Source organism: Alloprevotella tannerae ATCC 51259, from assembly GCF_000159995.1.
In the GTDB taxonomy this organism is placed as follows: domain Bacteria; phylum Bacteroidota; class Bacteroidia; order Bacteroidales; family Bacteroidaceae; genus Alloprevotella; species Alloprevotella tannerae.
Window position 1 is genome coordinate 567,031 of the sequence record NZ_GG700642.1, and the last position, 14,660, is coordinate 581,690.

The window sequence follows — 14,660 nt, forward strand, 5'->3', positions numbered from 1 at the left end:
TTTTTTTATCTTTACTTTCGCAAAAATTTTGGACAACTTTTTATGAAGAACTTTTTACTTTTTTGCCTCTTCTTGCTCGTACAGATAAGCGCATTCGCGATTCCGCCACGGCCGGATGCATTTACGGTGCGCCAAGCTGACGGCTCAGAAATTACAGTTTATCGTTGCGGCAACGAACGCTTTAGTTATTATACGACAATCGATGGATTGATTCTCCAAAGAGGAGCAGACCGAAGCTTGTACTATGCCGAGATGAAAGACGGCAAACTCATCGCCACAAAACAATTGGCGCATAATTCGGAAGAACGAAAAGCGCCCGAACTAAAATTGATTAAGCAGCTGTCGACAACGTCTCAGCAGGTCGACATTCTTTTATCCAAGCCCGAGCATCGCACAAAAATGATCGGCAACGATAAGGATGGGCTTGGCGAATGGGGTGTTTCCGGCTATGGCTCTGTAAGTAGCGTTGGCAAACATACGATTCCGGTGATCTTAGTAAGCTATGCCGATGTTGAAATGGGAGATACGGTAACAATAGAGAAGGTCACGCGCCAATTAAACGAGAAAGGCTATCACGACGAGCCTCATACGAACGGTTCGGCTCGTGATTATTTCTTGGCAATGAGCCAAGGTTTGTTTGATCCGACTTTTGAAGTGGTGGCTAAAGTTAAGGTTTCTCGCGGATATGCTTATTATGGTAAGAATAGCAACGGGCGCAATGACGTCCACGTTTTAGATCTTGTAAAAGAGGCTTGCGATTTGGCAGCAGAACAAGGCGTAGATTTCCGCAAATATGTGGAAGCCGACAAGGGTTGTGTGCCTTTGGTGAGCATTATGTATGCCGGACCGGGCGAAGCAAACTCTACGGACGACAACGCCGACGATTATATTTGGCCGCACCAATGGACCGGCATCGACTATATGTACTCCGGCTACACCATCGGCAATCAAGGCGTGAAAGTGGGCGCATATTTTGTAGGCAATGAATTGAACGAATACAAAAAAGGCGGCGTTAAGAAAAAACGATTAGCCGGCATCAACATCTTTGTACACGAGTTTGGCCACGCATTAGGTTTGCCTGATGGCTACTATACGGGAAGCAATCCGGCAGTACGCAAACGATTGAAGACAATGGGCCTTTGGGATCACATGGACATCGGTTGCTATCTTAACAATGCTGCAACGCCGGTGGCTTTCACGTCCTACGAGCGCTCTTATTTAGGCTGGCTGAAACTTGAGGAGCTAAAGGAGGAGAGAACGTATGCGCTTCAACCCTTCGACATCGAAGGTCGAGACAACACGGCCTACATCATTCGCAACCCGAAGAACGAAAACGAATACTATCTCTTTGAGAATCGCCAAGCGAACCCATATCACTTGAAGGAAATGGGTACCGGTATGCTCGTGCTCCACATTGATTATGATGCACAAGCGTGGGCAACCAACGTAGTCAACAATATCGAGAACCACCCTCGCATGGCTTATGTTCCGGCTGACGGCGTGAGGCAACAATATTACGGCTACGACCCACAAGGAAAAAAAGATTGGACGCCTTTGATCAACGATTTATACCCCAACGCTGACAACAATACGCTATCCATCAGTTCTCATCCGGCAATGCGCGTATTTACGGGTGGCACATTAAACAGACCCTTGTACAACATCCGCCGTCAAGGCAACTTGATCGTATTTGATTTCTTGAAAGAGCAAGGCACGGGCATTGCTGACGTCACGAGCGAGCCGGCAGAGAAGGTTCTCGGCATCTATGATCTGCAAGGGCGTCGCGTAGATGACAATAATCAACCCGGTGTTTATATTTTGAAGACAGATAAAGGCAGTCGACGCATCATTCGTAAGTGATCGGCGATTAGCCTACCTCATTCCGGCACACTATCTGCCGATTTACAGACAACAAAAGACGGACGCTTTGGCGTCCGTCTTTTGTATATATATAACTATGTGAGCAACTCCGGCGGCGAAGGTCACAGCTTACTTGAGGCGAAACTACAACGACGATGTCGGGGGCGTAAACGTGAGGCGCAAGAGGCGCTTGGTCTTTACCGTAATCGGAGCACCGGCAGCGCGGCGCAGACCTACAACCCACAAAGGACCGGAATCGTCGCCCACAACCAACGTGCGCTTCCGCCGGGCAGGGGATATTTTTAACGAGGTATGCAAATCGCTGACCAACTTCCTACCTTGCAAGCCAAAAGGCCGGAAACTATCGCCCACTTGGGCGCGCCGAATATAGCACAAGCCTTGCAACTCGTCGAGATCTAAGCAGATTTCAAGCGTGTTTCTCAAATCTATCGTGACCGTAGTTTCATCTTTTGCATCCCCTTCCCTACCCGTGAAGCGCAGGGTCGTTTTATCCAAAGCCGGCGATGTTGAAAGCTGATAAGTTCGAACGGAAAGATGCGCCTGCTCCGGTAATTCAATCTCCCCAACCTCCAGCGAGCGCCGGATGAAGTCGGGCACCGGAGGCGTGATCTCCAAGTAGCCACGATTATAATCTGCCGTATAGCCCTCGCCTACCCAGCAAGCGCCCGTCCTCACTTCCGATCGGCAGAGTGCATCTGCTATTTCGTCCGCATTGAAGCCCAGTGGGGTGAGTTGCTTGTGTAGTAGCGTACGGAAGAGTGGGTGCGCCTTGGCGCGCCGGCAATCGAGCGCGAGGCCGATGGGCAGCGCACTTGTGAAATCTGCCCACAAATCGTCGAGCACTTGATTCAAATAGTCGTCCGCCTCACGCAAACGGCGCATCGTTTGCAGCAGCGTATCATCAAAGGCCGGATTGAGTTGGCGCAATTCGGGCAAGATGCGATTACGCAGCCGATTGCGCTTAAAGCGAACGTCCGCATTCGTTTCGTCCGTCACAAATGGCTGACCTATGGCCGACAACCACGCTTCAATCTCCCGCCTCGATACATCGAGCAGCGGGCGAATGATTTTCCCGCGTTGATAGCGCATACCGACCAAGCCGTGCAGCCCACTGCCGCGCGCAAGATGCAGGAAAAAAGTTTCGACATTATCCTCCTTATGATGCGCCACGGCCACGGCCGACAAATTACGTTCAGCCAAGAGTTGGTCAAACCATTGGTAGCGCAAGTCGCGCGCCGCCATCTCCACACTCACCGCCTGTGAGCGTGCGAAAGCTTCAGTGGCAAAGTCGCGCAAATGAAAAGGAACGCCCAAGTCGCGACACAAATCGCTCACAAAGGCGGCATCACGATCTGAAGCCTCGCCACGCAAATGGAAATTGCAATGGGCCACCTCGCAAGCATAGCCCAACTGATGCAGCACGCGCAAGAGGGCAACGGAATCTGCTCCACCACTGACAGCCACCAGGAGGCGCTTATCCTTTACCGGAAGTAAGCCCTCCGGCAGTCTGCGCAGCGTCTTCAGTACGCGCTGCGGAAAGTCGGCGGTTGTAGGGAGTTTCTTCATTTTGTGTTAATACGAAGCTGAGGCTTCGATGCCCAAAGCCTTGATTCGCGCTACGATCGCATCGAGTTCGGCCGGCGTAGCTTTCAGCAATTCGTGCGCAGGCGTTTCGCGGTCGATCGTATATACCATTACGGCCTCAGGCTTTATCTTTTCCAAGGCTTTAAGCCAGGGCGTCACGTAATAATCGCCCGTATTATCGACATCCCGGCCCTGATATTTACCTTTTAGAAACATCGTTTGCACGATGACTTTCCCATGAAAGGCGGCCAAATCATCGATAATCTTATTGACATCAAACTTTCCGACGGGTCTGTCGACAAGTTGTATGAAATCGGGGTCTACCGTATCAAGCTTCAAAATGTTGTTGTCCACTTTCAAGAGTGCATCGCGCACATCCGGTTTAAAGGCCATCGTCGCGTTGCTCAAGACGCTGACTTTCGCCTGCGGACAATAGCGGTCGCGCAGTGCGATTGTATCGTCTATAATGCCCGCAAAGTCGGGGTGAAGCGTTGGTTCGCCATTGCCGGCAAAGGTAATCACATCGGGCAGGCGCCCTTCTTCGACCATCTTTTGCAATTGTTTTTCCAAGTCGGTCTTCACTTGCACGCGCGAGGGTCGCTTACTGCCCGAGTGGGACGGTTTATTGAAGCCACATTCGCAATAAACGCAGTCGAAAGAGCAGAGTTTTCCATCAGCAGGCATCAGATTGACGCCCAGAGAAACGCCCAAGCGCCGACTATGTACGGGGCCAAAAATAGGAGCCGGGAAAAGTATAGTTGACATAACTGAAATTCGATTGATAATTGATTGTACAAATATAGTCAGAATTTGAAAAACGACTCGTTTCATTCCTTATTTTATCGCTCCGCAGGTCTTTTCAGCCTGCGATGAGGGCCGTTTGAGCAGCTAAAAGCGGCATTTCGATAGCGGCGGGCACATTTAACTTTAGCAGCGGTAGGTCTGCCGCCAAGCGTCTCAAACCAACGCCGGCGCAAGGGGCAATTGCGCTAACGGCGGAAGCCTTCTTTTGCCGTTAATCCACAAAGGCTACTCGCTTCGTGCTTGGTTTTTAATCCGGCTCGCCCTATTATGATTGAGCGACCAACACGTAGGCGCAAGAAGTTTTCTACATATCGACAGAGAAGCGGATTTGCGAAGACGGACAATGCTACCGCCACCGACCGACCTCACACTTGGGTCGCCAACCATCAAAACCTGTGCTTTCCGGCGTGCCAAATACGTGCTACCGGAAGCCCCATTCGATTGTTTGGTGGGAGCAAACCATCGTTTGCCGGCAGCATACCATCGTTTGGCCCGAGCAAACTATCGTTTGGTGGCAGCAAACGAACAAGAGGCGGCAAATCGGAACGCAACTGTCAGTTGTTTTCTGTTCATTTACAATGAATTCGTACGCTTATAGCCAGCGTTGATCTGTCTTGTGTTTGTTTGTCGCTTAGCATCACGAAAACGGCGCGACGACGAGCGCCACTTACAACGCCGCCACCGGCAGCTTCCCTTTTGGCATATAGAATAGGTCGACGCGCTGCCTGATGCGGACGTTTTTTAACAAGATGCACAAAATAATCTGCCCATTCCTTGTTATTTTGCGCCAAAAATCATACTTTTGTGGAGTTAATCACGATTATAAAATCTAGGCTACGATGGCAAAAATAAAGCAACTTATCGAGTGCGTGCCCAATTTTAGTGAAGGGCGCGATATGAACGTTATCAACCAAATCACGGACGAGATCCGCAATTCTGCAGGCGTACGTCTGCTTGATGTGGACCCGGGAGAAGCTACAAACCGCACAGTGGTTACCTTTGTGGGCGAACCTGATGCGGTAATGGAAGCTGCTTTCCGCGCAGTGCGCAAGGCGTCTCAGCTGATCGATATGCGCCAGCACCATGGTGCACACCCGCGCAGCGGCGCTACGGACGTGTTGCCGCTCGTTCCCGTTGCCGGCATTACGCTGGAAGAGTGCGCCGAACTGGCTCGCAAATTGGCAAAGCGTTTGGCTGACGAATTGGAGATCCCGTGCTACTGTTATGAGGCCGCAGCTTTGAAGCCGGAGCGCAAAAACTTGGCGGTAGTGCGCAGAGGTGAATATGAGGCGATCCCTGAAAGAATCAACGATCCGGCTGAAGCGCCCGACTTCGGCGCACGCCCATTCGATGAAGGCGTAGCTCGCACGGGCTGCACGAATGTTGGTGCACGCGACTTCTTGATTGCTGTAAACTATAACCTGAACACGACTTCTACGCGCCGCGCTAACGCTATCGCGTTTGATGTGCGCGAAAAAGGCCGCCCCGCTCGCGAGGGCAATCCGATTACCGGAAAGGTGAAGCTCGACGAGAACGGAAAGAAAATCATGATCCCGGGCACGCTGAAAGGCACAAAGGGCATCGGTTGGTATATTGAGGAATATGGCATCGCACAGGTGTCTATGAATATCACGAATATCAATGTGACGCCGCTCCACGTGGCCTTTGATGAGGTGTGTCGTTGCGCTCAAAACCGTGGTGTGCGCGTTACGGGTACGGAAATCGTAGGTCTTGTACCGGAACGCACACTGCTCGAAGCCGGACGCTACTTCCTCGAAAAGCAACAACGCTCCACGGGTATTCCGAAAGAGGACATTATCAACATCGCAATTAAATCGCTCGGCTTGTCTGACCTCAAACCGTTCAACCCGCGCGAGAAAGTGATCGAATATCTGCTCGAAGATGAAAACGGCGACGACAAAGCGCTCGTTAAAATGACGGTGAAGGGCTTCGCTGAAGAAACTTCGCGCGAATCTCCCGCTCCCGGTGGCGGCTCCGTAGCGGCTTATATGGGTGCACTCGGTGCTGCATTGGGCACAATGGTAGCAAATCTCTCCAGTCACAAACCGGGTTGGGACGATCGCTGGGAAGAATTTAGCCGCTGGGCAGACAAAGGCCAAGCGCTTTCTGACGAACTCCTCGTGCTCGTTGACGAAGATACGCGCGCTTTCAATAAGATTATGGAGGCCTTCGGACTTCCGAAGAAGACGGACGAAGATAAGCGCTTGCGCTCTGAAGCTATTCAGGCGGCAACGCTCTTTGCGACGCAAGTGCCTTTACAAACGATGCAGGCAGCCTTTGGGGCGTTCGAGCTCTGCCAAGCTATGGCTGAACATGGTAACCCCAACAGCGTTTCTGATGCGGGCGTAGGCGCTCTGGCTGCACGAGCAGCAGTTTTAGGCGCAGGCCTCAACGTGAAGATCAACGCGGCATCGCTCAAAGATCGGGAAACGGCCGATAAAATGATTGCTGAAGCTGAACAACTCATTGCGGAAGCACAAAAGAAAGAAGCTGAAATCATTGGTATCGTAGAACGTAAAATCAACGAAGCATAACATTACACGCTATGGTTAAATGATACGACAACGCGGATAAGACGGCTGCATATACATTATATATATGGTGGCGTCTTATCCGCCTGTCCTTTCTCCCTCGCCCATAGTTTGGCCACCAAGGCTTACTCTCTTTCCTTTTGATCCTAAATAAATAATCATAACTATGACATTAGCAGAATTTCAGGCCGACATTCGCGCCGGTATCCCCGAGATACTTCCGGAACTACGGCCTTATGACCATTCAGTTAGTCACGCTCCGAAACGCAAAGATATACTTACGCCGGAAGAAAAGAAACTGGCGCTGCGCAATGCTTTGCGCTACTTCCCCAAGAAGTTTCACGCGACGCTCGCTCCCGAGTTTGCCGAAGAATTGCGCACGTACGGACGTATATATATGTATAGATTCCGCCCTCAATATGATATGTACGCTCGCCCAATAGAGGACTATCCGCACAAATCCTTGCAGGCAGCCGGCATTATGTTGATGATCCAAAACAATCTTGACCCCGCCGTAGCGCAACATCCGCACGAGTTGATTACTTACGGCGGAAACGGCGCCGTATTCCAAAACTGGGCGCAATATCGCTTGGTGATGAAATATCTAAGTGAGATGACTGACGAGCAAACTTTGGTAATGTACTCCGGACACCCGCTCGGACTTTTCCCCTCTCACAAGAATGCGCCTCGCGTAGTGGTAACGAATGGTATGGTAATTCCCAACTACTCGAAGCCGGATGATTGGGAGCGCGACAATGCTTTGGGCGTAAGCCAATATGGTCAAATGACGGCGGGTTCTTATATGTATATCGGCCCGCAAGGTATTGTTCACGGCACGACAATCACAGTGCTCAACGCTGCTCGCAAGCAAATGGGCAGCAACAAGAGCCAAGACGGAATCAAAGGAATGCTCTTCATCTCCTCCGGTCTTGGTGGTATGTCCGGCGCACAGCCCAAAGCGGGCAACATTGCCGGCGTCGTGAGTGTGGTAGCCGAAATCAATCCGCACGCAGCGGAAAAACGTCACGCACAAGGTTGGGTCGACGAACTTCATAGCGATCTCGACGAACTCATTCCTGCTATCCGCAAAGCCGTAGCTGAGAAGCGGACGGTTTCTATGGCCTACGTCGGCAACGTTGTCGATTTGTGGGAGCGCCTCGCTGCGGAAAAGATTCACGTAGACTTGGGTAGCGATCAAACGTCTTTGCACAACCCGTGGGCAGGCGGCTACTACCCCGTCGGCATGACGCTCGAAGAATCCAACGATATGATGGCAGCAGATCCGGATCAGTTCCGCGAACGCGTACAAGAATCTCTGCGCCGCCAAGTAATGGCTATCAACAAATTAACGTCAAAGGGCATGTACTTCTTCGACTATGGTAATGCCTTCTTGTTGCAAAGTCAACGCGCCGGTGCCGACATTGTAGGCAGCGATGGCAAGTTCCGCTATCCTTCCTACGTACAAGATATTATGGGCCCGATGTTCTTCGACTACGGCTTTGGACCTTTCCGTTGGGTATGTACGTCCGGCGACCCCAAAGATTTGGAGACGACCGACCGCATTGCAGCCGAAGTAATGGAGAAAATCCGCCAAGAAGCGCCCGAAGAAATCGTAGGCCAAATGGACGATAACATCCATTGGATCAAAGAAGCCGGCCGCAATCGCCTTGTCGTAGGTTCTCAAGCGCGCATCCTTTATGCTGACGCTGAAGGCCGCGCAAAAATCGCTGCCGCATTTAATGAAGCGATCAAGAAAGGAGAAATCAGCAAGCCCGTCGTACTCGGCCGCGACCACCACGACGTTTCCGGCACCGATTCTCCCTTCCGCGAGACCAGCAATATTTACGACGGCTCTCAATTCTGCGCTGATATGGCTATCCAAAACGTCATTGGCGACTCATTCCGCGGCGCTACGTGGGTATCTATCCACAACGGCGGCGGCGTTGGTTGGGGCGAAGTAATCAATGGCGGCTTCGGCATGCTCATTGACGGCAGCGAAGATAGCGCCCGCCACATCCGAGAAATGCTTTTCTGGGACGTAAACAACGGCATTGCTCGCCGCAGTTGGGCGCGCAACGAAGGTTCGATGCACGCTATCGAGCGCGAAATGCAGCGCACGCCCGGCTTCAAAGTAACTATGCCCAACCTTGTCGAAGATGATCTCATCAACAACTTATTCAACTAAAATACCAACAAAGCAATGAAGCATATCATTTCAGCTGAGCACCTCTCCATCGAACGTGTCGGCGAAATCATCGAAAAAGGATACAAACTCGAATTGGGCGACGACGCCCGCCAACGCATCCAACGTTGTCGAGCATACTTAGATAAGAAGATTGCAGAAAACAAAGCACCGATCTACGGCGTAACGACCGGTTTCGGCTCCCTTTGCAACGTTTCTGTAAGCGCAGAAGAGTTAGAACAACTTCAAGTTAACTTGATGATGTCTCACGCTTGCGGCGTAGGAGATCGCGTTCCCAACGAGATCGTAAAAATCATGTTGCTCCTAAAGATTCAATCTTTGAGCTACGGATTCTCAGGCTGCAAACTCGACACTGTAGAGCGACTCATCGACTTCTTCAACAACGACATCTACCCCATTGTTTATATGCAGGGTTCTCTGGGCGCATCCGGCGACCTCGTGCCGCTTGCCCACCTCAGCTTGCCTTTGGTTGGTTTAGGCGAAGTAGAGTTTGAAGGCGAAGTTATGACCGGTGCTGCTGTTTTGGAGAAGAAAGGCTGGAAGCCCATTCACTTAGCTTCCAAAGAAGGTTTGGCACTCTTGAATGGTACGCAGAACATGAGCTCTTTCGCTGTTTGGGGACTTCTCCAAGCTATGAAGCTCAGCGATTGGGCCGACAAGATCGCCGTGATGTCTCTCGACGCCTACGAAGGCCGCCCCGAGCCGTTTACGCCTGCTGTTCACGCGGTTAGACCGCACAAAGGCCAGATCGATACGGCAGCTCACATCAAGCAACTCTTAGAAGGCAGCGAATTGATCAAGCAGCCGAAGACTTACGTCCAAGATCCCTACTCTTTCCGCTGCGTTCCGCAAGTACACGGCGCTGCGAAAGATACGATCAACTACGTAAAATCAGTGATCGACACGGAAATCAACTCTGCGACCGACAATCCTACGGTTTGCCCCGACGAAGATCTCGTGATCTCAGCCGGCAATTTCCACGGCGAACCCATTGCATTGCCCATCGACTTCTTGGCTATTGCCCTCAACGAGTTGGCTAACATTTCCGAGCGCCGCATCTACAAGTTAGTAAGCGGCACCCGCGGCCTGCCCAGCTTCCTCGTTGCCAATCCGGGCTTAAACAGCGGTTTCATGATCACGCAATATACAGCGGCTTCCATCGTAAGTCTTAACAAGTCGTTGTGCTCACCCGCTTCCGTAGATAGCATTCCGTCCTGCCAAGGTCAGGAAGACCACGTAAGTATGGGCGCCAATGCAGCCATCAAGTTGTACAAAGTGGCCCTCAATACCGAGCGCGTATTGGCTATCGAACTGTTCAACGCAGCCCAGGCCTTAGACTTCCGTCGCCCGCTCAAGTCATCTCCCGCGATCGAAGCGATCCACGCCGCTTACCGCAAGGCTGTGCCCTTCATCAGCGAAGATGAGGTGATGTATCCTCACATTGAGACGTCCGTACAATTCTTGCGCGGTTAACTATACGGCGACAAGCATCGTCGTCATCAAACATTACTAACGACAACGATTGAGGGGCGTGCCGCATCCGGCTGCCCCTCGATCATAATTTGCCACCTTATGAAAGCAACAAGCAAGACCCGCACCCTTCTAGTCAAAAATATAGCCCACCTCGTCGTCGACAACCACCGCCCCCTCCGCCTGCAAGGCAGCGAGATGGCCAATTTAGAGGTAATCGACAATGCCTACCTCACCGTCGACGGCGATCGCTTCAGCGGCTTCGGAAAAATGACCGACAATATGCCGACTGAGAGCAGCTTTGATCAAGTAATCGATGCCTGCGGCGGCAGCATTTTTCCCTCTTGGTGCGACCCTCACACCCACATTGTTTACGCCGGTAGTCGCGAGGCCGAATTTGTCGACAAAATCCGCGGATTGAGTTACGCCGAGATCGCCCGCCGCGGCGGCGGCATCCTCAATTCTGCCGACCATCTCCACGAATTGAGCGAAGACGAACTCTATCGCCAAGCCCTGCGTCGCGCTGACGAGATCATCCGCAAGGGTACGGGTTGCGTAGAAGTGAAAAGCGGCTACGGGCTCAATACGGCCGACGAGTTGAAGATGCTGCGCGTCATCCGCCGTTTGCAAGAGACAACGCCACTCAAGATCAAAGCCACCTTCCTCGGTGCACACGCCGTAGGCCGTCAATATACGCAGCCCGAATACGTTGATTTGTTGATCAATGAGATGATTCCGGCCGTAGCCAAAGAGCAGTTGGCCGACTACATCGACGTATTCTGCGACGAGGGCTTCTTCACCGTCGAAGAGACGGCCCGCATTCTTGAAGCCGGCGCACGCTACGGCCTCCGCCCGAAAATCCACGCTGAAGAGTTAGCCCCCTCCGGCGGCGTAGCCGTTGGCGTAAAATACAACGCACTCTCCGTCGACCACCTCGAAAGTATGGACGAAGCGGGCTTCGAACTGCTGCTTAACAGCGAAACGATGCCAACGGCATTGCCCGGCACGTCCTTCTTCCTCAACATCCCCTTCACGCCTGCCCGCAAGATGATCAGCGCCGGCCTCGGTGTGGCGCTTGCCAGCGACTACAACCCAGGCTCTACGCCCTCGGGCGATATGAAATTCATCGTCTCCTTGGCCTGCATCAAGATGCGTCTATTGCCGGCTGAGGCAATCAATGCAGCAACCATCAATGCGGCTTATGCACTGGGCGAAAGTCAAGATTATGGATCAATTGCCGTTGGAAAAGTGGCCAACTTCTTCCTCACGGAGCCGATCTCTTCTGTAGAATATTTGCCTTATGCCTATACGTCTCCCATCATCAAGCAAGCCTTCTTGAGTGGCCGGCCGTATGAGGGACTGAAAGGTTTAGATTAAATCGCCGCGCAACCGATAAATAACGGCGCAGACGTAAATATCCGACTAAAAATCCTGCGAGGTACAGCTTACTTCGCAGGATTTTTTTGCGACCATTCCTTTCCGCAAAGCTGACGAGCGGGACGCCGCACCGCAAACTTTATTTTTTATTCTAACACACTAAAAAACAAGCGCGCAAAGCTCGATTTCATACGCCGCCATCGGGCTTTTTCCGTTTACGCTCGTGAGCGTAAACCTTTGTTATCACGAGCGCAAACCTTTATCATCACGAGCGTAAACCTTTATTCTCACGACAAAAAAGGTACGCGTCAAGTCTTCGCAGCTTTTTGTCTGAAGGGGCGGCGCAAAAAGCAAGGGTGGAAAGAAAAAAACGAAGAGGAAAGGTGCCGCCAAGCAAATGTCAGCATCGACCGGGCAGCCGGCGCGCCCCGCCGCAGAAACCTTGATCTACTATAATGAGCATCGGTAAAAAACTTCCGGAAGAAACGCGGCGAAGTATTGCATTTGTCGAAGTTGTTCATTAAATTTGCATGCACAAAATAGAGACGAACGAACACAAAAACGACGAACGTGCTTTCCCTCATTTATCATCTGCCGGCAAAAGGCCGTGGCAGAAAAGACGTAATCGGCATTTCGTGATGGCGTAAGGACACTCGACGCGACAAACTCAGCAGGGCGTTGCGCACAGCTTATATATCAAAGTTATGAAAAAGATTCCAATAATGCTTGGTGCTGCTTTATTTGGCACAGCATTGACCACGCAAGCACAGCAATTAGACGTGCGCGAGTATGGAGATACGCTCGTCATCCACATTCATAACTCGCCGAAATATCTGCTTCTTCCGATCGAAGAAGATAAGCCTGAAGCCAAAGTATTATTGGACAATCAACGCCCGAGCGACACGTGGATGGACGTGCGCTTGGCAGTTGGAAAGGTCGATTATGAAGTGCCGTTCGCGCTAAATGAAGGTAAAGAAAGTACGATTAAGATTTTGAATCTCGACAAAGCGGCTTTAACCTTTCTTCAACAAGGGCACCTTCGACTTTCCAACGAATGGGATGTAAAAAACACAGACTACTATCGCCCGATTTACCACCATACGCCAAGCTATGGCTGGATGAATGACCCCAACGGAATGTTTTATAAAGATGGCGTCTATCATCTTTGCTACCAATACAATCCTTATGGTTCGAAATGGGGAAATATGCATTGGGGACATGCGACCACGACGGATTTAATCCATTGGAAAGCATCTGCACCTGCGCTCGATCGCGATCCGATGGGGCACATTTACTCCGGAAGTGCAGTCATTGACCGGCAGGGCACAGCCGGCCTTGGTAAAGATGCGATCATAGCGCTCTATACGTCGGCAAGCGACGAAAACGGACAGATCCAATGCTTGGCTTATAGCACGGATGGCGGCTATAAGTTTACGAAATACGAACACAACCCCGTACTGAGGCCTTTCGATGGACTCAAAGATTTTCGAGACCCGAAGGTCTTCTGGTTCGCACCCAAGAATTTGTGGTACATGATTGTATCGGCGGATAAGGAAATGCGTTTCTATTCTTCGCCCGACTTAAAAAAGTGGACGTATGTCAGCAGTTTTGGGCAAGGATATGGGGCACAACCCAACCAATTTGAATGCCCGGACTTTTTCCGCCTGCCTGTCGACGGCGATAGTCAACATCAAAAGTATGTTATGATTGTCAATATCAACCCGGGATGCTTGTTTGGCGGCAGCGCTACAGAATATTTTGTGGGTGAGTTTGACGGCAAGAATTTCGTATGCGATGATGGGCCGAAGGAAGCCAAATTTTTAGACTATGGCAAGGACCATTACGCCACGGTAACCTTCTCGGGTACGGGCGATCGCGTATTGGGGCTTGCTTGGATGAGCAACTGGCAATATGCAAACGTGACGCCGATCAAGCAATATCGCGGCGCAAATACACTTCCGCGCGAGTTGTTTCTCTTCGCAAAGGATGGGGAAACTTTTATGGGCGCGAATGTGGCCACTGAAGTCAGGGCTTTGCGTAAATCGACGCGATATGTCGGCACGCTAAAAGCAACAGAGAAAGCGCCAAAAGAGGAGAAAAACTGCTTAGCCGGTACCGGCGACGCCTTTGAATTGGAGATGGACATTACGCCAAGCGAGGCCGCGACGGCGGGCTTTGAACTATACAACAGTAAAGGCGAGCGGGTTAAAATCTACTTCGACACGAAGGCGGGAAAACTGGTGATGGACCGGACGGAAAGCGGTCTGACGGCTTTCGGCGAGAAAGCTGAATCGCACCAGATTGAGAAGGATTTCGACTTGGTCGAAGAAAAGGCCGGAAAAGCGCCCTCGCGCAAAACGAATCCCGTCAATTATAAAAACGATTTCGCGTTGGGGACGTGGGCTCCGCTGAACCTGTGCAAAGGAAAGTCGTATCACGTGGACGTTTTTGTCGATAAATGTTCTGTGGAAATCTTTGTCGACGGCGGCCGCATTGCGATGACGAACCTCGTATTCCCGACGTTGCCCTACGAATCTGTGAAATTTTACACGCAAAAGGGCACTGCAACTTTCAAAAATGTGACGCTACACCGCTTAGGGCTGTAAACGAATTTTGTAGACCTGATTATAATGAACACGACTACGCAAATAGTCGTTTACAAACAGCCGCCGGTGCTCTCGCCACCCAACACTTCGCCTGATAAGTTGGATTTTAGCAAGCTTCTTCACGAAGATGCAAGGCGAAAAGGGACGAGTTGTGACCGGCGGCGGGTTTGTAAAATAGCCGAA

At 51.3% G+C, this 14,660-nt stretch carries 9 protein-coding genes; 6 read left to right on the forward strand and 3 right to left on the reverse strand.

What is annotated here, in order from left to right:
- Positions 1–42: 42 nt before the first annotated feature.
- Complete coding sequence (locus tag GCWU000325_RS02405) at positions 43–1,860, forward strand: M6 family metalloprotease domain-containing protein (protein ID WP_006254402.1); 1,818 nt, start codon at positions 43–45, stop codon at positions 1,858–1,860.
- 144 nt (positions 1,861–2,004) lie between these two features.
- Here GCWU000325_RS02405 and tilS read toward each other — a convergent pair whose 3' ends face one another.
- From tilS to GCWU000325_RS02420, 3 genes are all read right to left on the reverse strand, one after another.
- Positions 2,005–3,447: a tRNA lysidine(34) synthetase TilS gene (tilS, locus tag GCWU000325_RS02410; RefSeq protein ID WP_006254403.1), complete on the reverse strand. Its 1,443-nt coding sequence runs from the start codon at positions 3,445–3,447 to the stop codon at positions 2,005–2,007.
- A gap of 6 nt (positions 3,448–3,453) precedes the next feature.
- Positions 3,454–4,230 carry a radical SAM protein gene (locus tag GCWU000325_RS02415; protein WP_040598794.1) on the reverse strand — a complete coding sequence of 259 codons (777 nt, stop codon included), beginning with the start codon at positions 4,228–4,230 and terminating at the stop codon, positions 3,454–3,456.
- Positions 4,231–4,838: 608 nt separating this feature from the next.
- Positions 4,839–5,060, reverse strand: a complete 222-nt coding sequence (locus tag GCWU000325_RS02420) for a hypothetical protein (RefSeq protein WP_040598795.1) — start codon at positions 5,058–5,060, stop codon at positions 4,839–4,841.
- Positions 5,061–5,108: 48 nt separating this feature from the next.
- On the opposite strand from GCWU000325_RS02420, the gene ftcD reads away from it, so the two are divergent.
- The 5 genes from ftcD to GCWU000325_RS02450 all read left to right on the forward strand — a co-directional run bounded on the left by ftcD (position 5,109) and on the right by GCWU000325_RS02450 (position 14,477).
- Positions 5,109–6,824: a glutamate formimidoyltransferase gene (gene ftcD / locus GCWU000325_RS02425; protein WP_006254408.1), complete on the forward strand. Its 1,716-nt coding sequence runs from the start codon at positions 5,109–5,111 to the stop codon at positions 6,822–6,824.
- Between the two features lie 163 nt (positions 6,825–6,987).
- A complete protein-coding gene (locus GCWU000325_RS02430; RefSeq protein ID WP_006254409.1) occupies positions 6,988–9,006 on the forward strand; it encodes a urocanate hydratase in 2,019 nt (672 codons plus the stop codon).
- Positions 9,007–9,021: 15 nt separating this feature from the next.
- Positions 9,022–10,497 carry a histidine ammonia-lyase gene (gene hutH / locus GCWU000325_RS02435; RefSeq protein WP_006254410.1) on the forward strand — a complete coding sequence of 492 codons (1,476 nt, stop codon included), beginning with the start codon at positions 9,022–9,024 and terminating at the stop codon, positions 10,495–10,497.
- Between the two features lie 99 nt (positions 10,498–10,596).
- A complete protein-coding gene (gene hutI / locus GCWU000325_RS02440) occupies positions 10,597–11,871 on the forward strand; it encodes an imidazolonepropionase (RefSeq protein ID WP_040598797.1) in 1,275 nt (424 codons plus the stop codon).
- Between the two features lie 704 nt (positions 11,872–12,575).
- Positions 12,576–14,477, forward strand: coding sequence for a GH32 C-terminal domain-containing protein (locus GCWU000325_RS02450; protein WP_006254414.1), 1,902 nt, complete (start codon positions 12,576–12,578; stop codon positions 14,475–14,477).
- Positions 14,478–14,660: the final 183 nt, after the last annotated feature.

What these genes read in the sequence shown, in the direction of transcription:
- GCWU000325_RS02415 (WP_040598794.1), bottom strand. Translation starts at nt 4,230, where the DNA reads ATGTCAACTATACTTTTCCCGGCTCCTATTTTTGGCCCCGTACATAGT.
- GCWU000325_RS02405 (WP_006254402.1), top strand. Translation starts at nt 43, where the DNA reads ATGAAGAACTTTTTACTTTTTTGCCTCTTCTTGCTCGTACAGATAAGC.
- hutH (WP_006254410.1), top strand. Translation starts at nt 9,022, where the DNA reads ATGAAGCATATCATTTCAGCTGAGCACCTCTCCATCGAACGTGTCGGC.
- GCWU000325_RS02430 (WP_006254409.1), top strand. Translation starts at nt 6,988, where the DNA reads ATGACATTAGCAGAATTTCAGGCCGACATTCGCGCCGGTATCCCCGAG.
- tilS (WP_006254403.1), bottom strand. Translation starts at nt 3,447, where the DNA reads ATGAAGAAACTCCCTACAACCGCCGACTTTCCGCAGCGCGTACTGAAG.
- ftcD (WP_006254408.1), top strand. Translation starts at nt 5,109, where the DNA reads ATGGCAAAAATAAAGCAACTTATCGAGTGCGTGCCCAATTTTAGTGAA.
- hutI (WP_040598797.1), top strand. Translation starts at nt 10,597, where the DNA reads ATGAAAGCAACAAGCAAGACCCGCACCCTTCTAGTCAAAAATATAGCC.
- GCWU000325_RS02450 (WP_006254414.1), top strand. Translation starts at nt 12,576, where the DNA reads ATGAAAAAGATTCCAATAATGCTTGGTGCTGCTTTATTTGGCACAGCA.